Source organism: Shewanella intestini (assembly GCF_018221465.1).
Classification (GTDB): Bacteria; Pseudomonadota; Gammaproteobacteria; order Enterobacterales; family Shewanellaceae; genus Shewanella; species Shewanella intestini.
Map to the genome: position 1 here is coordinate 55,130 of NZ_JAAIKR010000002.1, position 23,555 is coordinate 78,684.

The following is a 23,555-nucleotide window of genomic DNA, read 5'->3' on the forward strand; positions in this document are numbered from 1 at the left end:
GGGTAGGCAAAGTGTTGACCACGGCCGTACTTTTGTTAGTCAAAGCTTGTAACTGTGTAAGAAAAGACATTGTTACTCCTGTAAACCGTTATGTAATTTAAGCCTGTAGCACAGCGAATATTGTTCATACTTATTTGTGAAAGTATGAGTTAATCGCGTTTAAAAACGATGCCAGCAAGCAGTTAAGTGCTCACTATTACGGACTTAAATGATTAAACGATCACAAGCGCTATGGCGCTTGCAACCGACTCCATGTCAATACAACCGGTAACACAGTGGTTACCTTTGACGGCCTAAACTAGGCTACGTTGTCCAAGGTAACAGTTTTTTAGCTAAGTTGTCAGCTTTGCCTAAGCGTATCGCACTTTTATAACGCATCACGATTAACGCTTGATAACACAAGGGCACAAGGTACAAGCTGGTTACGGTTGAGAAGGTGAGCCCACCAATAATAGCAATGGCCATTGGTGAGTAAGGCGGGCCGCCGCCACCAATTTGTGTGTCACCCAATGCTAAAGGGACTAAGCCTAATACCGTAGTCGCAACGGTCATTAATACTGGGCGCAGCCGAGTTTGACATACTGCTATAATCGCTTCAGTTAAGGTGTCTAGGTCAGGCGTTTGTTGATTAATTTGGTCCACTAACACAATGCCGTTATTGACCACAATCCCCATTAAAATAAGAATCCCAATCATGGCCATAACCGACATTGGGGTCATTGAAATCCACAGTGCCCAAAAAACGCCAGTGATTGAAAATAAAATTGAGGTAATAATGGCGGTGGGTAACACCAATGACTCAAATAAGGCGGCCATCACGATATAAATCATCGCCAATGCCAACAACATATTCACCGCCATAATGGCTTGGTCTTCATCTTGGCGCTCAAAGCCACCCGTTAACGAATAGTCATAACCATAAGGGAAGTTAACTGAGTCCATAACCTGGGTAATTTGCTGTTGCGCTTGTTCGGTGGAGAGCTCGTCTAAGTTTGCACCAATCGAGAGTGAGGTTTGGCGATTATAGTGGCGAATAGTGTCAAAGCGTGGCTGAATAGTTAACGAGGCCAAACTATCAAGGGTGTAAACGCGATCTGCTTGACGTAAAATTGGCAGCTGCTTGAGCTGTTCAAGCGAATGTTGCCAATGCTGTTCAAAACTCAGCTCAATACGTAACTCACCGTTTGGGTCGTGTCTAAACGAACGCAGTGGCGTACCACGTAACGCAGTGGCAATATTAGCGGCAATCGTGGGCAGCGGCATATCAAGTCTTGCTGCCATTTCACGATTTATAACAACAATCACTTCTTGTTGGGCGCTATTTACCTCTGAGCGAACATCCACTAAACCTTTTATATTGCTCAGTAAGGGCAATACTTGCTCACTGATTGATATCAGTTCTGAGGTGGAACGTCCGGTTAAGGTAATACGTACGCCATTGTTGTCTCCGCCCCAGCCAAATTGAGGTGTGGCAATAGCGTATTTGGGAAACCCTTCGCGGATTCGTTCTTTTAAGTCTGCCATGTCAAAATCGACATCTTTTTTTAGTAATAGTGTGGTTTGAGTGCTATCAGGCGCGTAATAGCTATAGACCGAATCGATAAAAAATGCCGCTTGATTGGCATAAAGGTAATCTTCCATTCGCACAATAACGGCTTTGGTCACAGCTAAACTGTGGCGACCTTCAAGTTGGTAGTTAATGTATAAACGGTCGTTACCTTCGCCATCACTTTGGTCTTGCTGAACCAGTGATAACGGGATAGCTGTGGATGCAAGTAATAACAATGCGATGAATCCAGCGCGTTTAGGGCGGGTTAATATCCATCGTAATGAACGTTGATAAAAGCGAGCTAATTTGCCAGCGGGTTTGGCCGCGCCAATAGCAAAATCAAACTTGTTTAACATCAGTGGGATTAAGGTTTTTGCCACCAATAATGATGCCGCCAGTGAAATACAAATTGAAATAGCCACATGCTCTAAAAAGATTGTCAGCTCCACCTTCACTCCAAAAATATTAGGTAGAAACACAATCGCAGTGGTTAAGGTGCCTGCTAACACCGCAAGTGACACTTTATCGACGCCCAACAGCAGTGCTCGTTGGTTCGCACTTTGGCTGATTGGTTGGCGACTGTTATTGAGTGATTGTTGGTTGGCGCTGTGATGCGCTAACGGTTGTTGATGCTGGCCTTCAACAAGTATTGATTTAGCGGTTTGCGCGTCAGTTAAACGCTGCTTTTCTTGGAGCACGCTTTCAGTTACCACTACTGCGTTGTCTATCAACATACCAACGGCTAACAATAATCCCATCATTGATAAAATATTGAGTGAATAACCCAAAAAGTACATGCCCGCTAAGGTCATACATAATGAAATAGGCACGGATGATACGACCACTAAGGTCATTTTTAAATTACCTAAAAACAGGTACAACACCCCAAATGACAACAATGCGCCGAGTAAACCTGACAACAATAAATCTTGCAGTGATGACTTAACCCCAAATGCCTGATCTTCCATGACAAATAAAGTAATGCCATTGAATTGTTTATCTTGTTTCGTTTGTTCTATTACCGCTAATACTCGGTCAGAGACACTGACTAAATTGGCTCCTGACTCTTTAAAGACATCCAACCCGACGGCATATTTTTGTCCTAAACGGCGTCCTTCACGTTTTTCGGGTAAAGCAAAGCTGATATTGGCGACATCTTCTAAGCGTACGCCAGTTTTAAGCGGTAATTGTTTTATGTCATCTAAGCTGGTGAATTCGCCTTTCGGTGACACTTGAAATACGCGAGACGCGGTTCGCAGCGTACCGGCACTTAAGACAAAATTTTCGGCGATTAATCGTTGTTGCAGCTCAGCGCTACTGATCCCCGATGCGGCAAGTCTGTCGCCATTGATACGAATTTCAATTTGTTTTTGCTCAACCCCATAAAGGGTAACTTTTGACACGCCATCTACACGTTCAAGCGGTTTACGAAGTTGCTTTTCAAGTAAATCGTAAGCGTTAGATAACTCGCGTTCACTGGAAATTCGAATGGTTAAAATTGGCATGTCAGAGGTCGAAAACTGTTGAATGAGCACCCGCTCGACATCGTTTGGTAATAGATGACGAACCGAATCAATTTTCTCACGCACTTCTAAACTTTTAGTGGCAACGGCTTCGCCCCATTTCATGTTTAAGCGAATAGATGCGCCGTCTTGAGTTGAATCGCTGCGCATTTCTTCTACGCCGCTCATGGTGGCCAATGCTTCTTCAAGCACCTTGGTAATTTCCCGCTCCACTTCTGCAGGGCTTGAGCCTTGATAGGGCACTTGTACCTGAATTTGCGGAATATCAATGCCGGGAAATAACTCTAATGGTAATAACCGACTCGCAGCCATGCCAAACAACATAATGGCCACAAAAAACATGCTGGTGGTGACAGGGCGCATCAGTGCTAATTGGGTGAGTTTCATTATTTATCTCCTCCAAAGCTAGGTGCTATAGCCGTTACCGCTTGCTCTGATTGTTCGCCAATAAAGGTGGGAGATGTTTGTGCTGCAAGGTTGTCCGCGTGGTGGGTGGCAAACTGTTTTCGGTCAAATAAACCGTAGATAACCGGAATGACGACTAAGGTGAGTAAGGTAGCAATGCTTAAGCCAAATATGACCGTAATAGCCATTGGTGCACGCAGTTCGCTGCCCTCTCCAACACCCACCGCCATAGGTAATAATCCGAGTGTGGTGGTCATTGTTGTCATTAAAATTGGGCGTAAACGTGAATGCGCAGCCTGGGTGATTGCGGTTAATTTATCATGGCCCTGGGTGCGTAATTGGTTAATCCTATCCACCAGCACAATAGCATTATTGACCACAATCCCAGCGAGTAAAATCAGGCCGATAAATACCACTACACTAATGTGAGTGTTGGTAATAAATAACCCGATAACGCTGCCGCTCATAGCCATTGGCACGGCAATAAGAATAAACAGTGGGTGCAACAATGACTCAAACTGACTGGCCATGACCAAATAAACTAAACAAATGGCCAACACTAAGGCTATTTTTAACGATTGAAATGAATGAGCCATTTCTTCGTTTTGGCCGCCAAACCTAACTTGCACGGCGCTGGGTAATTGCTGTTGATTAACAATAGCTTGGGCTTCACTCACTGCTTGGGTTAAGTCGCCATAGGCGAGGTTAGCCGACACAATAGCAACCCGTTGTTGGCTAATACGGTTAATCGCAGATGGGCCAGTTTGAATCTCGACTTGCGCGACGGCACTTAATGCAATGGCTTGATCGCTATTGGGATTAATGATTAAAGAGGCAATGTCGTTAATGTCATTGCGTTCGTCTAATTCACTGCGCACTAAAATATCAATTTTACGATCACGCACCGTGTATTGACTGGCAATGGTGCCGCCTACGCGCTGGGCGATTCTATTTGCCACCGTGGGCGCATTCATTCCTAAAGCGCCAAGGCGGTCGTGGTCAAAACGGATGCTTATTTCAGGTTGTCCGTCACGTAAACTGGTATTGATGTCACTAAAGCGCGATGAAGCACTTAGGGCGCTGGCTAAGGTGTCGCCAGCTTGTTTGAGTTGTACTAAGTCATAACCTGATAGCTCAATTTCTAACGGGGTTTTAAAACTAAATAGAGCGGGGTGGTCAATATTAGCTTCAAGTTCAGGCATCTTTGATGCTGTATTACGTAGGACTTTTTTTACGACTAAATAACTCGCGGGGTCGTTTAATACCACTTGCAAACGTCCCCAGTTTTCGCCTCCGCGCGCGGTGTCTGACGTCATTAAGCCGCCACTGCCAGCTTGGCTATAGGTGTGTTTTACTTGTTCCATATCGTTAACTGATAAAGCAAGTTGCTGTAAAGCTTGGTCAGTTTTGGTGACAGACGTACCCGGTGGCAGTAAAATTTCAACGTAAAACTCACCTTGGTTCATCGGCGGGATAAGCTCCATGCCTAGACGTGGTGTCAAACTTGCCGATGTTAACGTTGCCATTAATGCAACCACAAGCGTTATCATTTGATGCTTTAACGCACCGCTTAATAACCAATGATAGCCACGCTCAATGGCATGATAAAAAATATCAAACAGCCATAATAATGGTTTGGTAATAAGGCCGAGAAACCAACGAGTAAAGCGCACCACAATGAGGGTGACACTAAGCAAGACCGCCGGAATATAACTGACAATTAATTTTATCGGTAAGCTAATGACTAACAACGCATAATGGGCAACTTTTTTCCAACCAGTGACAGGTGCAACGGCGGGGTTTACTGGTTCACTAGGTAAGGTTGAAAACCCACGGCGTGATGCCAACATTGGAATGGCGGTTAACGCAACGAATAATGATGCCAGCAGTGCGAATGTGACGGTCATTGCTTGGTCTGAAAATAACGCCCCAGCAATGCCATCGACAAAAACTAACGGTACAAATACCGCTAATGTGGTTAAGGTCGAGGCAAAAATCGCCCCAGAAACTTCACTACAACCTTTTACCGCAGCATCAATTTTCTCCAGCCCTTGAGCGCGATAGCGAGCAATATTTTCCAATACCACAATGGCATTATCGACCAATAAACCAATGGCCAAAGCAATGCCGCCCAATGACATAATATTGAGACTAATGTTGGCAAAGTACATCATGTTAAAGGTGGCAATGACCGAAAATGGAATAGAAATTGAGATAATTAACGTAGCAATAATGTCTTTTAAAAATAAGTAGATAACTAACATGGCTAACAAACTACCCAGTAATGCCGCGAAGGTAACTTCATTGACTGCGCTTTGAATAAATTCAGATTGATCGTAAATTACCTCAAGCTGATTATCACTTTCTTGCTGATGAATGCGTGCTAGCTCGGCTTTTAATTTATTGGCCACAGCAACAGTATTGGCATCGCCTTCTTTATAAATAGCCAGTTCAATGGATTCATGTTCGCCAATGCGGGTGATGTCACTGCGTTCTTTATAAGCATCTTCAATGGTCGCGATTTCGTTTAAGCGTACCAGTTTTTGGCCATCACGAAACACAATCACTTGGCCTAACTCAGTTAAAGAATTGAATTGATTAAGGGTTCTAACTAAATACTCTTTGTCAGACTGCACCACTTTGCCAGCCGAAACGTTAATATTTTCTTGATTGATCCTTTGTTTTATATCGTCAGCATTAAGGTTTAATTGAGTCAGCTTTTGTTGGTCGAGTAAAATGTGAACCTCTTGCTCCAACCCACCTGACAAACGCACAGCCGCCACACCACTAAGGGCCTCAAGGCGGCGTTTCAGTTCTTCTTCGGCAAAGGTTCGTTGCTGTTTAAGTGTGGTAAAATCTGCATTTGGCAGTGGGTAGGCCAAGCGCATAATGGGGTCTAAATTGGGATTAAACCGCAACAATAACGGCTTATTTATATCCAGAGGCAGATCAATGGTGTCGAGCTTTTCACGTACTTCCAAGCTGGCCATGTCCATATTGGTGCCCCATTCAAACTCTAATACCACATCGGATGTCCCAGAGCGTGAAATTGAACTGATTTTACGTAGTCCTTTTACTACGCCAACGGCTTCTTCAACTGGTTTAGAAATTAACTGCTCAACTTCAACAGGCGCAGCCCCGGCATAGGCGGTGCGCACGGTGACAGTGGGATAACTTAAATCGGGTAATAATTTAACGGCAAGGCGAGTAAAGCCCACTGCACCAAAAAGCATGATGGCTAGCATTAGCATCCACACGCTAACTGGGCGTTTGACTGAGGTTTTAATAAGTGACATGTCAGACTCCGTTTTTAGTTAGCCGCGATGGTATTTGACTGGCTACTTGCTTTACTTACTTGCTGGTCAGCATTTTGGCTGTTTGCAAGCTGGCCAAGGGGAGTGACAATTTCGATTAACGATTGATCTTTTAGATTTTGTTGACCACGAATAACCACACTTTCACCCGCATCAACGCCGCTGACAATTTCAACAATGTTGTGCTCACGGTAGCCTAATGTCACTTCACGACGCTCTGCTACCGTGTCGTTTATCACATATAAAGCATGGACATTATCTTGGTTAATTAACGCATTAAATGGCACAGTGAGAACATTTTTATGAGTGTCATATTTAAGCTCAACACGGGTAAACATTCCGGCTTTTAAGCGAGAGTCTTGATTATCTATTGCTAGAGTGACTTTAAACGTTCCGCTTTGAGCATCAATAACAGGACTAATACGCAGCACCGTGGCAAGCACATTAGGTAATGCTGCATTTTGAGTATGCTGGCTGATAATCGTGGCTTGTTGACCTAAGGCTAAACTGGCTAATTGCTGCTCAGGTAAATGCACTATGCCGTAGAGTTGATCTTGCTTAACCACATAAAATAATTGTTCGAATTCTTTTGCCATATTGCCCACTTTGACATGACGCTTGGCAATCACGCCGTCTATTGGTGAGGTGATAAAGCTTTCCTTAACTTGAAGTTGGGCAAGGTCACGTTGTGCTTTGGCGGCCTGCAGTTTAAATTCCAACTTTGCCATGGCATCTTGGCTAATAAACTCTTTGTTGTTCATCTTTTTTAAACGGTTTAGCTCTTGTTCAATAATTTTTACTTCCGCTTGAGAGCGATTAAAATCAAATTCTTGACGTTTAGCATCAATAACCGCCAGAAGTTGACCTTGGGTTACTTTGTCGCCTTCTTCTACCTTTATGCTGTTAATAATACCGGCAATTCGCGTCATAACATGCGCTTCTTCAGGTGCTTCTAATGTGGCGGTGGTGCTGTAAAACGATGATACGTCAGCTTGTGTTACTTGCGCTGTTTCTACTGGAATCGCATATTTTTTCTCTTCCTCTTCTACCGCGACATCGTCAGTGCTTGGCTGGCAACCAGCAATAAACAAAAGACTTATGATGATGAACAAAATAGTTGTATTAGACCTTTCCATAGGAGTACCCGCCAAATTTATAATTAAATAGCAATCCATTAACAATTGCGTTGAGTGGGGTACATTTAGCAGGAACTATGCCAATTTAATTTGTGGTTTAAAAACATGCGCTTATATGATTAGTTTGATGAGGGCTAACTGAAAGAGTGATTATTTTTGGTTGGTTTTAACAATAAATGGTCAAATAATTAATCTGTTGGTTACATTGGCAATGTCAGCTTCAAAAATCTTGATTGTTGTCTGGTTGCTGTGGTGAATAAAATAAACCCGATAAACATGGTTAAGTATCTATCGGGTTTATGGGTTGCCATGGGGGGGCGGGTGGAGCTAAAAGGATGAAGGATTAAAATTGCGAGTTGAGCATGTTGATAAGTTCGTTTTCAGTGGTTGGCACTTTAGCCAGCTCGACATTAATAGGCTCAGAACCATTAAGCATGTACGCATTGGTCGTGAGGTGATCATGGTGGAACCATTTTCCGTTTACACATATATCGGTGTAACACTTAGGGCATTGTTTTAATTCCATGATATTCCTCCTTTGCAATTTAATGTGCTTATAAAAATAACGCACTGACAAAGTAGAAAAAATGATCCAGATCAATCAAGCTGCAATAGTGTGATTTGCATCACTTAGTTGGCATTATTGTTAGTGCGCTGTGATAGGTATTTGAGATTTTTCTTAACCAATAAACCGTGAATAACGTTTGTTTGTGTCATTACTTATAAGAATGTTTATACGGATGTTTATGCCATTTTCATTCTATTTTGTTCAGTTGTTAATGTTGCTTATACGATTGGTAATCCTTGTTCTGTTTTATCGTTTATCGTTTGTCGCGATATAGCCACTTGCAAATTTAGCAAACCGTTGTCAGCGGTTGACAATAATATCGGTTAATGTTTATCTTTACGACGTAAACTTTACACTGTAAATTTAATTGTAAGGATAGGCTGTCATTAAATAAGGGAGATAACATGACAACGACTGATTTTGACGCAATAGTCATAGGAGCAGGGAATGCGGGTTTAACCGCAGCAACGACCTTGCAACGTGGCGGGGCGAAAACCTTGTTACTTGAACGCCATAATATTCCCGGCGGTTGTGCGACTTCTTTTGTGCGCGGTGATTTTGAATTTGAAGTGGCACTGCATCAGCTCAGTGGCATGGGCACAGAGCAAGCCCCCTTTATTATGCGTCAAATCTTTGCTGAACTTGGCATTATGGATAAGTTAGAGGTCGTGGTTGAGCGCGATTTATATCGATTTGTGATGCCTTCAAAAAATGGCGGCCAACATGAAATTGACATCACATTACCCGCGCACTGGAAAGCGTTAGCGAAAACCTTAGTTAGCCATTTTCCTAAAGAGCAAACCAGCATTGGCAAGTTTATGCAGCTTTGTGAAGGCTTATCAATGGAGTGCTTTACGGTTTTACCTAAAGCAAAACGGATAACCGACGAACACGAGTTTACAAAAACATGTCCGTTATTTACTCAGTTTGGGCTTAGAAATGCAAAAGAAGTACTCGATGAGTTTTTTGATGATAAAGACTTAAAAGCCGTTGTGGCGGCTTATTGGTGTTACTTAGGTATGCCGCCAAAAGACTTTGCCTTTCGCGATCTGGCCATTATGTTTTATGCCTATGCTGCCTTTAAACCGTGCCATGTAAAAGGCGGTTCACAAGCCATTTCAAGCGCGCTGTTAGCGTCATTTATGGATGCTGGTGGTGAAATTCGTTTTAATTGCGGCGCCAATAAAATTATTACCGAAAACCAAAAAGTGAGCGCAGTCGTGACCGAGCACGGCGACATATTTAGCTGTAAACAAGTGATTTCAAATACTAGTCCGTTACACACATTCAACGAGCTATTAGATATTCCTACTCCCAAACAAGCGGCGCAAGATATGAAGTCTCGACGTCTTGGTACTTCAGCGTTTGTTCTTTATATTGGTTTAGATTGTTCGCCAAAAGACATTGGCGTTACAGCGGCTTCAAGCTTTATTGTTGATGATCGAGATGAAGATGTGGCGCACCAATTAATGCACACCATCAATCCGCCTAAACATACCATGCTCACCTGTTATAACTATGACGATCCAAGCTTTGCGCCGCCAGGGAAATCGGCCATTTCATTATTGTGTTTACAATATGGTGCACCGTGGGAAGCATTAGCCCCAGAAGATTATGCGCGCACTAAATATGAATTAGCGGATCATTTAATTAATCATGCTGAGCGAGTGTTTCCTCATATACGACAGCATATTGAAGAAATAGAAGTCGCTACGCCTTTAACGATGATGCGTTATTTAAATACTCCTGGTGACGCCATTTATGGCTTCCAACAAAACACCCAAGATGCCAACCTGTTTAGACGTCGAATTGATGAAATTGCTGGGCTACATATTGCCGGTTGTTGGAATGGCATGGGCGGGTTTCAACCCACTTATATGGCTGGTCAAGCCACGGCAAAAGGCGTGCTAAAAGCGCTAAGTGCACAGCAGTCACCTCATACAACTGCTAAACAGGAGTTATCACATGCCTAATATTGTAAAACAACCTCATGTGACGAATGTGCTGCACGCGGTCGATGGTTATGACAAAGCCTTAACTGAGCAGCAAGCTTTGTATAAAAACGGCACCGATTTTACTGAACAAAAAGGTTGGGTGGCCAATACTGTTGCTAAATTGCATCCTAAACGGATTCAACTAATCGTCAGCGAAGTTATCCATGAAACCCCGTCAACAGTAACCTTACGCTTAATTAGTCAAACGCAAACATTGCCGCCGTTTCAGGCAGGGCAATACATTAATTTATTTGTTAGCATTGCAGGTACACACACGGCGCGCCCATATGCGATTTCATCACAGCCGCAAATTCGCGGCCATTATGACCTGACAATTAAACGTGTCGCGGACGGTTTTGTGTCAAATCATCTCATTGATCATGTGCAAGTGGGTGATAAATTTGAATCAACTGGCCCTATGGGAACGTTTTATCATAATCCGTTATTTCATGGAGATGATTTAGTGTTTATTGCTGGTGGTTCGGGCATTGCGCCAGCACGCGCCATGATTAATGATTTGGCCGAAAATACCTTAGTTAATCGCCGCAAAAATCAAAAAATGCATTTAATTTACAGCAGCAGTTATGAGTCGGATGTGATTTTTGAACAAGAAGTGCGTCAGCTAGAACAGCAACATGACTTTTTAACGGTTAGTTGGATTATTACCCGTCCTAATGACGATTATCAAGGCAGAACAGGTCGCTTGACTGCTGAAACCTTAATGCAATTATTGGATGCGGATACAACAGCGTTGCAGGGCAAAATGTTTTATGTTTGCGGACCAACGGCATTTCACGACCATTGCCAAACATTATTGACGCAATTAAAAGTTAAAGCTAGACGGGTGCGAATTGAGTGTAATGGCCCGCCAAAAGCGCCGCATACACATGCTGGTTGGCCTAAAAATGTTAAACCGACAGATATTATCAAGGTGACAATACAAGGCCAAGGCAGTTTTGATGCCAGAGTCGATGAGCCGTTATTAAATAGTATGGAGCGTCATGGTTATCGTGCTGAAAATGCTTGTCGCTCAGGTGAATGCAGTTTATGTCGAGTGAAAGTGGTGTCGGGCAGTGTGTTTAATCCTGCTGAAGCAAAATTGCGCTCAACCGATGAGGCGTACAGATGGTGTCATTCTTGTGTGGCATTTCCAACCAGTGACATTAAGATTATTATTTAGCTGTGGTTTTATTTATCGATAATGTGACTGGCATTGGCTGCAATAAACGTTGAGTTACAACGGCACAGCTTTAAATGGCGATGGACTTAACGTATCACTAACGCTATTTATTGTTGAGTAAACCTGTATTGCAACGAAGTTAATGCATGGGCTAAGTAGGCTAACAATACGCCGCGATGAAGAGATTCAGCGCGGCGTTTTTATGCTACCAACAAGCGTACACAAGGTTATTTTAGATAAAATTGAATTGATTTTCACAACTACGCTTTTGGCAACGTTGGCTGACAAAGATGTTTAAAATGGCTAAATGCCTAGACATGAGTACGTTACATGCAAAGTCGGTTACAAGGTGAATGTCATTGAACTTGCACTGGCAAGGAACTGTTTCAAGCTCACTCCTTGTGGTAATTGTATTCGACCTTGAGATAACAACGCCGCCATGCCGTGTACCATAGACCAAGCGCCTAATGCTTGGGCTTTCACCTCAAATTTGTCATCGCTTTGTAGGGCGAATGCATCTCTTAATAAATTAAATGGTAAGTGGGTATTGTGTTTGTATTGATTAAGCGCCGCAGTATTGACATTGTTATTCTCTGCAGCTGGCATTTGTGCTTGTCCTAACATCACGCGGTATAGCTCAGGGTGCTGATTGGCAAACTCTAAATAGCTGACACCATAAGCTAATACTAACTCTTTGGTATTAGCTGGATTATTAATGTCTAAATGACTCACTGAATCGATCATCGCGTTTGCCATATCAACAAAACCGGCCTCAACGATACATTCCATTAATGCTTGTTTATTTTTAAAGTGAGCATAAGGTGCCATATGCGATACACCGGCATAGGCTGCAATGGCTCTCAGTGATAAACGCTCGGCACCATCACGTAATAGTAAGGCCTGAGCTGCGTGTAATAGTGAGGCTTTTAAGTCGCCATGATGATATTGCTTGGTCATTTTTTTGCTCAAAGGGATAAGTGAGTTGAATAAATAACACCATTAAGTACAGCTAAATTATTGAGATGTATCAATTATTTAATTTTAATGTGATCTTTATAGTATAAAGATTATTGGTGATGAAAGCATGTGTTTATTGCTATAAATCGCTTGTGGTTAAAAGCGATTGGTTGAGGTTATCTGCTTGCCTCATCCACTCATCCACTCATCCACTCATCCACTCATCAGCCTATCAACCAATTAACCAATTAACCAAGAGGTAGCGATTTAACGGGTAAATTTTGAAAGTGTTTTGGTTTAAGTCATTAATTAAAAAATAAAACTGCGTTTTTGTCACAACCCTTGTTCATAAAATAGAGAGCTAACTCACGACTTTAACAATTGAAATTATTTGTCATACAAATAATTGCTCTTAATCAAAGTGTCGTAATGACATTGGCATAAAATAACCCTAATACACTTTTGGTTTGAGTCAGAAAAAGAAGGAATACAAATGAACAACGTTGATCTTAGTACCCAAATAGCGGGTGTGGCGCTTGACAGTTATATCATGAATGCCTCTGGTCCTAAATGTACTAACCTTGAAGAATTAACGGTCATTGGTGAGTCAAATTCCGCAGCAATAATGACTAAATCTTGCACCATTGCCCCTCGTGAAGGTAACCCGCTTCCACGATATCAAGACTTACCATTAGGGTCGATTCAATCGATGGGGTTGCCAAATTTAGGTTATAAAGCCTACCTAGAAATGATCCCAGCATTAAAACAGCATGGCAAGCCTGTCGTGGTCAGTATTTCAGGGTTTAGTGTTGAAGATAATATTGAAATGGTGAGTGCATTTCAGCAAAGTGATGTTGACTTAATTGAAGTGAATTTCTCTTGCCCTAATATTGTTGGTAAAGCGCAAGTAGCTTATGACTTTGAACAAACCGAAAAGTCACTCGCGGCCATTACCGCACTGGGTGACAAACCCATTGGAATAAAATTAGCCCCATATTTTGACATGTCACACTTTATTGCTATGGCGAATATATTGAAAAGATATCCAGTTAAGTTCATCACCTGTATTAACTCTATTGGTAACACCTTGGTTATTGACCCTATAACTGAGCAACCGATTATTAAACCTAAAGGTGGCTTTGGCGGGTTATGTGGCGAATATATTAAACCTATTGGTTTAGCCAATGTGCGTGCATTTCGACAACTATTAGATGATGACATTCAAATCATTGGTGTTGGCGGGATTAGCAATGGCGTGGATGCGTTTGAATACTTGTTAGCGGGTGCTGATGCTGTGCAAGTTGCCACCTGTTTTGAAAAACAAGGGCCAAATTGTTTTCAACGAATTGAAGCCGAACTGGCACTGTTTATGGCCAATAAAGGCTATGACTGTTTAGCTGATGCTAAAGGGCGATTAAAACCACTTTAATCAGTCATACGTTTTACTTAAAAAAGCATCTAAACCGGTGCTTTTTTTAACAAAAGATGTATTTAACAAGCAAACAAGGTTATGGTAATTGATTCGTTAATTTTTCGACAGCTTAATTTTCTATCGTTTATGTTGTTGAGTTGTGGTTTTCATAAGCATAATAAGGAGTGTTCTTATGCCGCAAGGTGATACCGTGATCCCTGATATCATTACCCAAACCCCAAGGCTAATTATTCGTCCGTTTAACCAAACAGATATCGAAAGCTTATTTTTGATGAACAGTATTCCTGAAATGCTAACTTATATTCCCACCAAGCCTTTTACCGAATTGTCTCAAGCACAGGCATTATTTGATGATGTAGTGTTGGCTAATTATCACGAGTTTGGTTTTGGCCGTTGGGCGGTGCAGCATAAACAAGACAATCGCGTTATTGGTTTTTGCGGGCCTAAGTTTATCCCTGAATTTAATAAAGTGGAGTTAGGTTATCGCTATTTCCCACAATATTGGGGACAAGGTATTGGCAGTGAAGCCGCTCAAGCTGTGTTAGACACATTAAAACCTCTGCATCAGTTGCATGAGGCAATAGCGCTGATTTTGCAGGGCAATAAAGCATCAGAAGCAGTAGCGTTAAAAGTGGGGATGACGAGAATAAACGATTGCAAGTTTGGGGGTGAAGACATACATGTTTATCACACAGCGTTGTAAAAACTAAGCCTTTAGCCATTTGCATACAATAGCATCTCTTATCGGCAATAGCGCCGTTTAGCCGATATACTACTGTTGACATAGAAACAAAAAAACCAGCCTTGCAGCTGGTTTTTATTTGGCAGTAACGACATTATTCGTCTGCGTGATCACACTCATCATTAGTGCAACGACCGTATAAATATAAACTGTGATGAGTCAGTTTAATATTATGGCGCATGGCAATTTCATCTTGGCGCTTTTCAATGATTTCATCTGAAAATTCAATAACTTTATCACAAGTTAAGCACACTAAATGGTCGTGATGTTTTTGGGTAGACATTTCGAAAACAGCTTTGCCACTTTCAAAATGGTGGCGATGAAGAATTCCTGCATCATCAAATTGGTTAAGCACACGGTAAACGGTTGCTAATCCAATTTCTTCACCTAAGTCGAGTAATTTTTTATATAAGTCTTCAGCACTGATATGTTGATTGTCAGGCTCTTGCATCAATTCTAAGATTTTAACTCTTGGTAGAGTGACTTTTAAGCCGGCTTTTTTAAGCGCTTGATTACCATCTGTCATTACTGATCTCTTGATTACCGAACCTAAAGGTTCATCCATGGATAGTGGAACATTATATGTGTAGAAATTAGAAACTTAAACCTCTTGAGTGAGTTATTGGCTCATTAGAGCAATAAAATTTTACATATTGATGCAATTGAATCCCAAGATGGTAAAAATGTTATCGTTAAAGTGGAGATTTTGGGATGAATTTTTAGGTAAATGGTTATTTTATGAAAAGTACATCAATAATGATTGTCAAAACTCAAAACTCAAAACTCAAAACTCAAAACTCAAAACTCAAAACTCAAAACTCAAAACTTAAAACTCAAAACTTAAAACTTAAAACTTAAAACTCAGAGCTCAAAATCAAGCATGCACAATAGTTAACGGAAAATACCCTAAACGGCTTCAAAAATAGCGATGATTAATGCACAGTAGTACACATACTTTATTTACGGGTTTATTGTTGTTATAAACGCATAAGTTTCCCCGCACTATATAGGGGGATTCAGTTTAAACAACAGTGGGTTTCTATTAACTGGTGTTTTAGCAATATTTACGTCAAAGGGAGTCTCGATGTATCAAAAAATAGTCATTTTGACAGGGGCAGGGATTTCAGCTGAATCAGGTATTAATACTTTTCGTGCCCAAGATGGATTATGGGAACAGCATTACATTGAAGACGTCGCTACCCCAGAAGGTTACGCCCGTGATATTCATCTCGTTGAACAGTTTTATAATCGCCGCGCTAACGACCTGCAATTACCGCACATTGAGCCCAATGCCGCCCATTTAGCATTAGCAAAACTAGAACAAGAGTTTGAAGGGCAGGTGCTTGTTGTTACCCAAAATGTCGACAACTTACATGAACGCGCCGGTAATAGACGGTTGATTCATATGCATGGTGAACTATTAAAAGCCCGTTGCCCGCAGTCAAATCAAGTTTTTGTTCGCCAAGATGACTTTGGTGAGCATGTGACATGCACCTGTTGTATTCCAGCTCAACGGCTAAGGCCGCACATTGTTTGGTTCGGGGAAATGCCATTGGCAATGGACAAAATTCACCAAGCACTTGCATCTTGTGATTTGTTTATCGCCATTGGCACTTCAGGCACGGTGTATCCTGCAGCAGGTTTTGTCGATATAGCCAATCAAAGCGGGGCGCAATCGGTTGAAGTCAATCTTGATGCTGCAAACGCTTTTAGTCAATTTCAATGCCATCTGACCGGTAAAGCTGGGCAGATTTTACCTGAATTAGTCGATACCATTTTGGCACAACAACCCATTAAGTCAGCTGCGTTGGTATAAACATAATCTATTGATAATTAAACGGAGTATTTCAGTCGCTGACGTGAGTGGGATAGTTAAATAATATTTAAAGAGTCTAATAAAGATGAATTCAACAAACAAGTTAGCCATCATCATGCGAGGACTGCCTGGCAGTGGTAAAAGCTATTGGGTTGAACAATATTTGCATTCTTTAGGCCTTGAACAAGCCACTCACATTAAACAATATGGCTATTTTTCTACTGACAGTTTGTTTTATCAGGCCGGGGAATATCAATTTGATGTGAAAAAATTATCCCAAAATCATCAATTAAATCTTAATGGTTTTATTCAAGCGCTTGCTAACAATGAGTCCATTGTAATTTGCGATAACACCAATGTTTGCCACTGGGAGTATATTGCCTACCAAAGCGCAGCAAAAGCATTAGGCTACAGTGTTAAAGTAGTACTTATTGGTGAGCCGAATAATACTGCCCATCAACAGCTATGTGCTAAGCGCAATAAGCATCGGGTGTCTTTTAGCCATATTAAGCGTATGGGGCAACAATTCGAAACGGACTAATTTGTGTCATGCTCCATTGAAAACTGCTTTTATTAAGTTTTTGAAAAAAACCTAAAACTCAAATGATAGTTTAGTTGACGAGGTATGAATTGTTGAGCTAAAAAAAGGCCCCATCTAAGATGGCGCCTTTTTGGGTTTTACATTCTGCTAAAGCCTAAAGCCTAAAGCCTAAAGCCTAAAGCCTAAAGCCTAAGAGGTTAACTGTAAAACGCAATCAAAACTTAGCCGACACAATTTAGTATTGGCTAAGTTAGGTACTTAAGTTGTTATAGCAAACCGCGGCTACGAAGCAGTGGCTCAATGCCAGCTTCTTTGCCACGGAATTTTTTGTATAACACCATTGGGTCTTCACTGCCGCCACTTGATAAAATGTATTTACGAAAATCTGCTGCGGTTTTAGGATCGAATATGCCGTTCTCTTTAAATGCTTCAAATGCATCCGCACCTAAAATATCAGACCATAAGTAGCTGTAATAACCTGCAGAATAACCGCCTGAGAAGATATGTGAGAAATAGGTGCTGCGATAACGCGGCGCAATTTCTTTCATTAGTCCCATTTTAGCAATTGAGTCAGCTTCAAATTTTGCAGCGTCATGAATGGTGTTGTCTTTTAGCGTGTGCCAATCAAGGTCTAAATACGTTGCTGCCATGTATTCAACCGTTGCAAAACCTTGGTTAAATTTGCTTGCAGCTTGGATTTTATTGACTAAAGACTGCGGGATAACTTCACCAGTTTGATAATGTTTAGCAAATTGCGCTAATACTTCTGGTTGGGTCATCCAGTTTTCCATCACTTGTGACGGGAACTCAACATAGTCGCGTGGCACGCTAGTCCCTGCTTGTGAGCGATACTGAACATTCGATAATAAGCCGTGAACAGCATGACCAAATTCATGGAATAAGGTGCTAGCTTCATCAAAGGTTAATAGCGCAGGTTCACCAGGGGCTGGGCGAGGGTAGTTAAGTACGTTAACAATGATAGGCTTAGAATTAACGCCATTCATGTTGTACTGCTGGCGATAAGAGTTCATCCAAGCGCCACCGCGTTTTGAGTCGCGTACAAAGTAATCACCCATAAAGACACCAATTAGGCTGCCGTCTTTATCATGCACTTCCCAAGTACGGACTTCATCATGATATTTAGGTAAATCAGTACGCTCTTTTACGGTGATACCAAATAAACGGTTTGCCGTGTAGAACACACCTTCTAATGTGCTTTCAAGCGAGAAATACGGTTTAGTTTGTTGCTCGTTAAAGCTGTATTTTGCAACGCGAATTTTATCTGAGTAATACCACCAATCCCATGCAGCTAGTTTGAATCCCCCTTTTTCTGCATCGATTAATTCTTGCATTACTGCCATTTCATTTTTTGCTTGTTTTAACGCAGCAGGCCAGACTTTATCTAATAATGCATAGACATTTTCAGGGGTTTTAGCTGTGCGTTCTTCAAGGGCAAAATGGGCGTGAGTTGGATAACCCATCAGGGTTGCGCGTTCTGCACGAAGCGCTGCTATCTTAGCTAATACCTGCTTGTTGTCATGGGCGTTATCGTTATTAGCACGTTCAACATAAGCGGTATAAATTTGCTGACGCAGCTCGCGGTTATCCGCGTAAGTTAAAAATGGCGTGATAGATGGACGTTGAGTGGTGAATATCCACTTGCCGTCTTGGCCATTTTTGTTTGCTGTAGCTGCTGCGGTATCAATGACATCTTGTGGCAGACCAGATAAGTCAGCTTTATTTTCAACAACTAATTGGTAATCGTTTGTTTCAGCTAATAAGTTGTCACCAAACTCAAGGTTTAGCTTGCCAATTTTTTCGTTAAGCGCACGTAGGGTTGTTTTATCTTGTTCTGATAAATTAGCCCCACCACGAGTAAACTTTTTATACGTGTCTTCAAGTAACTTGCGTTGTGCGGTGTTCAGACCAAGTTTATCTGCTTGAGAATGAACCACTTTAACGCGTTGGAATAGAGCGTTATTTAAATAAATATCATCATTAGATGCAGACAATAAAGGTGACACTTCTTTTGATATTTCTTGCAATTGCTTGTTGGTGTTGGCACCGGTGAGGTTATAGAACACGCTGGCTACACGAGTTAATAAGTCACCTGAAAACTCCATTGCTTCAATCGTGTTAGCAAATGTTGGCGCGTCTGGGTTGCTGGCAATGGTTGCAATTTGCATTTGTAACTGGGCGATACCAGCTTTAAAAGCGGGTAGGTAATGTTCGTCTTTAATGCGATCAAAGTCAGGGATTTCTTGGAATGTACCGTACTCAACAAAAAATGGATTTTGAGCATTGGCTTGTTTTAGTTGTGCAAATTCATTTGCTGCTGTATTCGTTTTGACTTCAGTTGTCATACCACAAGCGGTTAAGGTTAATGCGAGTGTGATGCTGGCAACAAGTGGTTTTAGGGGTAATCCCTTCATTATGTTTCCTTCTTTAATTTGTGAAATACACATGTTTAAAATGCAAAATAGTCTTTACGACTTGCAAGGGTAAAACAACGATGCGATTTGTTATTAATCTATTCGCAAAGTGGCTCAATTGTTGTGGTTGTGTGTGAGCCGCAATTATTCTAACAACTTTATTGCAATTGTTAAGTGGCTATTTGGTTAACGCAATCGCTTAGGTTAAGCACTTAATTTGTTGACACTTTTTAATGTGATCTGCATCTTGTTTCGTTATTCAGGTGTTAACAAGGCGTAATAGTGAACTCGTTTAAAAGGTAAAAATGAAAATAGCCTTATTAACAAGTGCTTAGTTATATATTTAAGGTCGGTTACTGTGGTTCAACTGGGTTGTTAATTTGATTAAGACTTACAAAGAGCTTCTATTCGGTGAGATAAGAGATAAAACGATTGTTTTTTAGTCAGTTAAGCGATTTGAATTACACATAGTTTGTAACAAAAAAGCCAACCTTAATACACTAAGATTGGCTGTTATTAGGCTCAATTGTCTTCAATTAAGGCTTTAAAATCACCTTAACTGTGCCGTCGACATCAGCTTCGTCAATATAACCAATGGCATTGGGATTAGCAGCAATAGTGGCTTTCATTGTGGTCGCATCTGTAACGGTTGCGGGTGGGTTGCCTTTACCTGTGAACACTTGTTTAGACCAAAATGCTTTGAGTTGTGAGTCAGAGCGCCCTGTGACGGCATCATGAAATTCACTACGTGTTGGATTGCCTTCACTGAGCTCGTATACCACTGTCGATGCATCGCCACGTCCCAAAAAGGCTCTTTTAGCTTCATCTAAAGTTATATCAGCTGCGCTGGTGTGACCTATCACAACGACTGCTGCATTTGCACCCGTGACACAAGTTAAGCTTAGCGCTAAAACAGTTAATAATTTTTTCATTTTATCGCTCCTTAAAATACAGCGTCGATTTTAACGGTATAAATAGCGGTGCTGTCATGCATTTCCAAGCCCTTTAATGCGCGCTCAATATTGCCGTTTAAGCCACCATGTGTATCGTTAAAGTCGGTGAGGTAAGTCACGTCAAACTTTAAAGCGACACTGTCGATGAAATCCCAACGTAAGCCAGCGCTATAAGCTGTGCGTTCACGGTCAAATGCAAAGGCATATGTAGGGTTGTTAGCGCGCTCATCGTTATCGATGGTTTCATAGTAAGCCGCTGTCACATACGGTGTAAATTCACCAATGCGGTAACCTAGTGTTAAATATGCTGATTCGTTGTCAGCCAGCGCACCTTCAATGGTGACTTGGGTCCATTCGCCAGTGGCAAAAAAATTGCCATTATCATAACTACCACTGACACCAGTGAAGGTTGATTTTCTGTCTTGAATAGTCGAGGGATTCTCATTTAGGTAAACTTCGCCATCAATGCTTGTTTGCCCATACACAGCGCGAGCTGTCCAGGTAAAATCGGTCCAGGTGATATTGGCACCCATGATGTTATTGAGCACAACGTCACGCTCTGCGTCTTTTACATCTGACTCACCACCAAAACCTTGCAGCGTTAGGGTTGAATTATCAAATTCGATGTCATAAGAAACATCGCCACCTGTGTATGATGAAAATGGTACAGACTCATATACTTCAACAGGTGGGCGGGCAAATGGTTGTGCGTAACCTACATCTAAAAAGTCAGAATATAAGAACAGCGGCACACGTAAACGACCTGCACGAGCTTGAATGCCATTGTCAAAACGGTGTGAAATGTAAGCCCACTCTGCTTCAACATCCCAATCATTGGCACCGCGTGTGACAAGTTGCATTACCGCTTGAGTTTGGTTTGAAATGTTAAATGTGCCTTGGAAACCCAATTTACTATCTTGGTTAAAGTCTGCACTGGTCGTGGCATTGTTGTAGCCAGCATCATTATTGGCGCTAATATAAGCAACGTTAATAAAGCCGTTGAAATTAAATTTGTCGGCAATGCTGTTAGTTTGCTGCTTTTGCAATGACTGCACTTGTTGTTCTAGCTTGGCAATTTTAGCATCAGTTGCTTCATCAGCTTGTGCACTGATTGGTAGCATGGCTACAGAAATCGCTAAAGGCAGCGCTTTCAAGGTAAAGTTCATTATTTACTCCTGTTAATTACCCCTTTGGGGCTTTTAATTTTTTGCCATATGATTGGCAATTTTTTTATGACATTAGACTTTAAATTGATCGGTGATCACTTGCAGGTTCTTACTAATATTTTGAATGTCGTAACTGATAGCGCCCATTTCATCGGTTGTTGACTTAACTTGGCTACCTTTTGTTTCAATGTCTGAAACGTATTGTTCGATGAGTTTTGATGTGGTGTGCTGTTCTTCTGTTGCAGCGGCAATTTGTTCGTTGACTTCAGTAATGGCACTGACTTTGATGGTAATGCTCGTTAATGCATCGCCAGCTAACGAGGTGGTTTTCACTCCTTGGTCAGCGGTTTCTATTCCACGCTGCATTGCTTCAACAGCCTGTTTGGATGTAGTTTGTAACTCTTGTAATACCTGTTGAATTTCCGTTGTAGAAGCCTGTGTGCGTGAAGCGAGTGTTCTGACTTCATCAGCAACAACGGCAAAACCTCTTCCTTGTTCTCCAGCTCGCGCCGCTTCAATCGCTGCATTTAAGGCCAATAAATTGGTCTGATCAGCAATGCCACGAATGGTATCGAGAATGTCATTAACATTGCTGGTAAAGGCTTCTAATTGATTAACAACAACCGCCGTGGTTTGAACTTCTTGGGCAAGCTGATTAATTGTGGTAACAGCTTGAGAAACTACTTGTTGGCCATGCTGTGATTCTTGGTTGGCATTTTCAGCTTCTACTGCTGCATTAGCAGCATATTCAGATATTTGACTGACACTGACAAACATTTCGCGCATGGCATGAGAAATCTGCTCAATTGCCGCGTTTTGTTGTTGTACGGTTTGTTCACTCTTTTGCGAACCATCCAGTAAATTTGCCGACACACGACTGAGGCTGTCGGTCGTTTGTTTGGTTTCAGCAATTGACGCTTGCAGCTTAGAAACAAACTGATTGAACCAATACACTAAAGATGAAATTTCATCATTACCGGTGTAACTGATACGCGCTCTGAGGTCGCCTTCACCCTCAGAAATATTTTGCAGTGATTGAGTGACATTGTTAAGCGTGCCAATAATTGATTTACTGACCGTCACGCCCATAACGATCATCAGTAGCGCAGTGACGATACTGATGATAAGAAATAATTGATTGGCTTCTGTTGCTGCTAATTTTGTTGACTGAATGCTTTGTTCAAACTGATCAGCAAAGTTTTGTTTCTTGGCGACAAAGTGTTTCGTTAATACTTGATAACGTTCTGCATTTTCTGCCGCTTGATGTTTGATTTTATTAAAGTCGACATCATCTTTAAGGAACTCATTTACTAATGTTTTGGCATTGCTATGGTAGGTATTCAGTTCTTTTTTTAAGTTATCGTTATCTGAGCGTTGTGATGGAAATAATTGACTTAACGTTGATAAGTTAGCGGCAATTTGTTCGACCATTTGTGCCACTGTGTCTAATGACTCTTCGTCCCCAGTGGTTACGGTGGTTTGAATCAATTGATCAAGTTGCAATAACAGACCATCATTAATAGTGGTCAGGTTTAGTGCAGGGTAGAGCTGTTCTTGGATTAAATCTAATCGCGCTTCATTGGCGTTACTGGTTGATTTATTGACAACCGCGGCAATAACAAATGAAATAATAGCGACAACAGTGAGAATAGTTATTCTGTGGCTAATTTTTAGGTTAGTAAGCTTCATATAAGACCTGCAATTATTGTTTTTAGAATTTGGGGGCGACATTGTTGGTTTTTACTATTTATATAAACTAACCAATTATCGGCCTGTCATTGTTTTATTTTAGTTAAAAATGTAATAAAAATGATATTTCGCTGGATATTAATAAAAAATGACATTAC

16 protein-coding genes are annotated in these 23,555 nt (G+C 41.4%); 6 read left to right on the top strand and 10 right to left on the bottom strand.

The features are described from left to right. Nucleotides 1–303 precede the first annotated feature (303 nt). The 4 genes from G3R48_RS03350 to G3R48_RS03365 all read right to left on the bottom strand — a co-directional run bounded on the left by G3R48_RS03350 (nucleotide 304) and on the right by G3R48_RS03365 (nucleotide 8,453). Nucleotides 304–3,459 (bottom strand): efflux RND transporter permease subunit, encoded by a 3,156-nt coding sequence (locus G3R48_RS03350; RefSeq protein ID WP_153663096.1) that lies wholly within the window; start codon nucleotides 3,457–3,459, stop codon nucleotides 304–306. After that, nucleotides 3,459–6,773, bottom strand: coding sequence for an efflux RND transporter permease subunit (locus tag G3R48_RS03355; RefSeq protein ID WP_153663098.1), 3,315 nt, complete (start codon nucleotides 6,771–6,773; stop codon nucleotides 3,459–3,461). The genes G3R48_RS03350 and G3R48_RS03355 overlap by 1 nt, the downstream gene beginning before the upstream one ends. A gap of 14 nt (nucleotides 6,774–6,787) precedes the next feature. Then, nucleotides 6,788–7,927 carry an efflux RND transporter periplasmic adaptor subunit gene (locus G3R48_RS03360; protein ID WP_153663100.1) on the bottom strand — a complete coding sequence of 380 codons (1,140 nt, stop codon included), beginning with the start codon at nucleotides 7,925–7,927 and terminating at the stop codon, nucleotides 6,788–6,790. 343 nt (nucleotides 7,928–8,270) lie between these two features. Further along, nucleotides 8,271–8,453 carry a hypothetical protein gene (locus G3R48_RS03365; RefSeq protein WP_153663102.1) on the bottom strand — a complete coding sequence of 61 codons (183 nt, stop codon included), beginning with the start codon at nucleotides 8,451–8,453 and terminating at the stop codon, nucleotides 8,271–8,273. Between the two features lie 446 nt (nucleotides 8,454–8,899). On the opposite strand from G3R48_RS03365, the gene G3R48_RS03370 reads away from it, so the two are divergent. Together G3R48_RS03370 and G3R48_RS03375 are read left to right on the top strand one after the other, a co-directional pair. Next, a complete protein-coding gene (locus G3R48_RS03370) occupies nucleotides 8,900–10,468 on the top strand; it encodes a phytoene desaturase family protein (protein ID WP_153663104.1) in 1,569 nt (522 codons plus the stop codon). Continuing rightward, nucleotides 10,461–11,669, top strand: coding sequence for an FAD-binding oxidoreductase (locus G3R48_RS03375; protein ID WP_153663106.1), 1,209 nt, complete (start codon nucleotides 10,461–10,463; stop codon nucleotides 11,667–11,669). The genes G3R48_RS03370 and G3R48_RS03375 overlap by 8 nt, the downstream gene beginning before the upstream one ends. A gap of 342 nt (nucleotides 11,670–12,011) precedes the next feature. Here G3R48_RS03375 and G3R48_RS03380 read toward each other — a convergent pair whose 3' ends face one another. Then, a complete protein-coding gene (locus tag G3R48_RS03380) occupies nucleotides 12,012–12,626 on the bottom strand; it encodes a TetR/AcrR family transcriptional regulator (RefSeq protein WP_153663108.1) in 615 nt (204 codons plus the stop codon). A gap of 493 nt (nucleotides 12,627–13,119) precedes the next feature. Between G3R48_RS03380 and G3R48_RS03385 the strand changes: the two genes are divergently transcribed. Next, a complete protein-coding gene (locus G3R48_RS03385) occupies nucleotides 13,120–14,055 on the top strand; it encodes a dihydroorotate oxidase (RefSeq protein ID WP_153663110.1) in 936 nt (311 codons plus the stop codon). A gap of 175 nt (nucleotides 14,056–14,230) precedes the next feature. Then, nucleotides 14,231–14,761, top strand: coding sequence for a GNAT family N-acetyltransferase (locus G3R48_RS03390; RefSeq protein WP_153663112.1), 531 nt, complete (start codon nucleotides 14,231–14,233; stop codon nucleotides 14,759–14,761). 133 nt (nucleotides 14,762–14,894) lie between these two features. Here G3R48_RS03390 and fur read toward each other — a convergent pair whose 3' ends face one another. Next, nucleotides 14,895–15,326, bottom strand: coding sequence for a ferric iron uptake transcriptional regulator (fur, locus tag G3R48_RS03395; protein WP_153663114.1), 432 nt, complete (start codon nucleotides 15,324–15,326; stop codon nucleotides 14,895–14,897). Nucleotides 15,327–15,884: 558 nt separating this feature from the next. Here fur and cobB point away from each other — a divergent pair. After that, nucleotides 15,885–16,616, top strand: coding sequence for a Sir2 family NAD+-dependent deacetylase (gene cobB, locus G3R48_RS03400; protein WP_153663116.1), 732 nt, complete (start codon nucleotides 15,885–15,887; stop codon nucleotides 16,614–16,616). An 85-nt stretch (nucleotides 16,617–16,701) separates the two neighbouring features. Beyond that, a complete protein-coding gene (locus G3R48_RS03405; protein ID WP_153663118.1) occupies nucleotides 16,702–17,157 on the top strand; it encodes an AAA family ATPase in 456 nt (151 codons plus the stop codon). 266 nt (nucleotides 17,158–17,423) lie between these two features. Here G3R48_RS03405 and G3R48_RS03410 read toward each other — a convergent pair whose 3' ends face one another. The 4 genes from G3R48_RS03410 to G3R48_RS03425 all read right to left on the bottom strand — a co-directional run bounded on the left by G3R48_RS03410 (nucleotide 17,424) and on the right by G3R48_RS03425 (nucleotide 23,397). Beyond that, the gene (locus tag G3R48_RS03410) at nucleotides 17,424–19,589 is read right to left on the bottom strand and encodes a M3 family metallopeptidase (protein ID WP_153663120.1); all 2,166 of its coding nucleotides are present in this window, start codon (nucleotides 19,587–19,589) and stop codon (nucleotides 17,424–17,426) included. Between the two features lie 536 nt (nucleotides 19,590–20,125). Next, nucleotides 20,126–20,521, bottom strand: coding sequence for a type 2 periplasmic-binding domain-containing protein (locus tag G3R48_RS03415; protein WP_153663121.1), 396 nt, complete (start codon nucleotides 20,519–20,521; stop codon nucleotides 20,126–20,128). An 11-nt stretch (nucleotides 20,522–20,532) separates the two neighbouring features. Further along, nucleotides 20,533–21,708, bottom strand: coding sequence for a porin (locus tag G3R48_RS03420; RefSeq protein WP_153663123.1), 1,176 nt, complete (start codon nucleotides 21,706–21,708; stop codon nucleotides 20,533–20,535). A 72-nt stretch (nucleotides 21,709–21,780) separates the two neighbouring features. After that, nucleotides 21,781–23,397, bottom strand: coding sequence for a methyl-accepting chemotaxis protein (locus G3R48_RS03425; RefSeq protein ID WP_153663125.1), 1,617 nt, complete (start codon nucleotides 23,395–23,397; stop codon nucleotides 21,781–21,783). Between the last annotated feature and the right edge of the window lie 158 nt (nucleotides 23,398–23,555).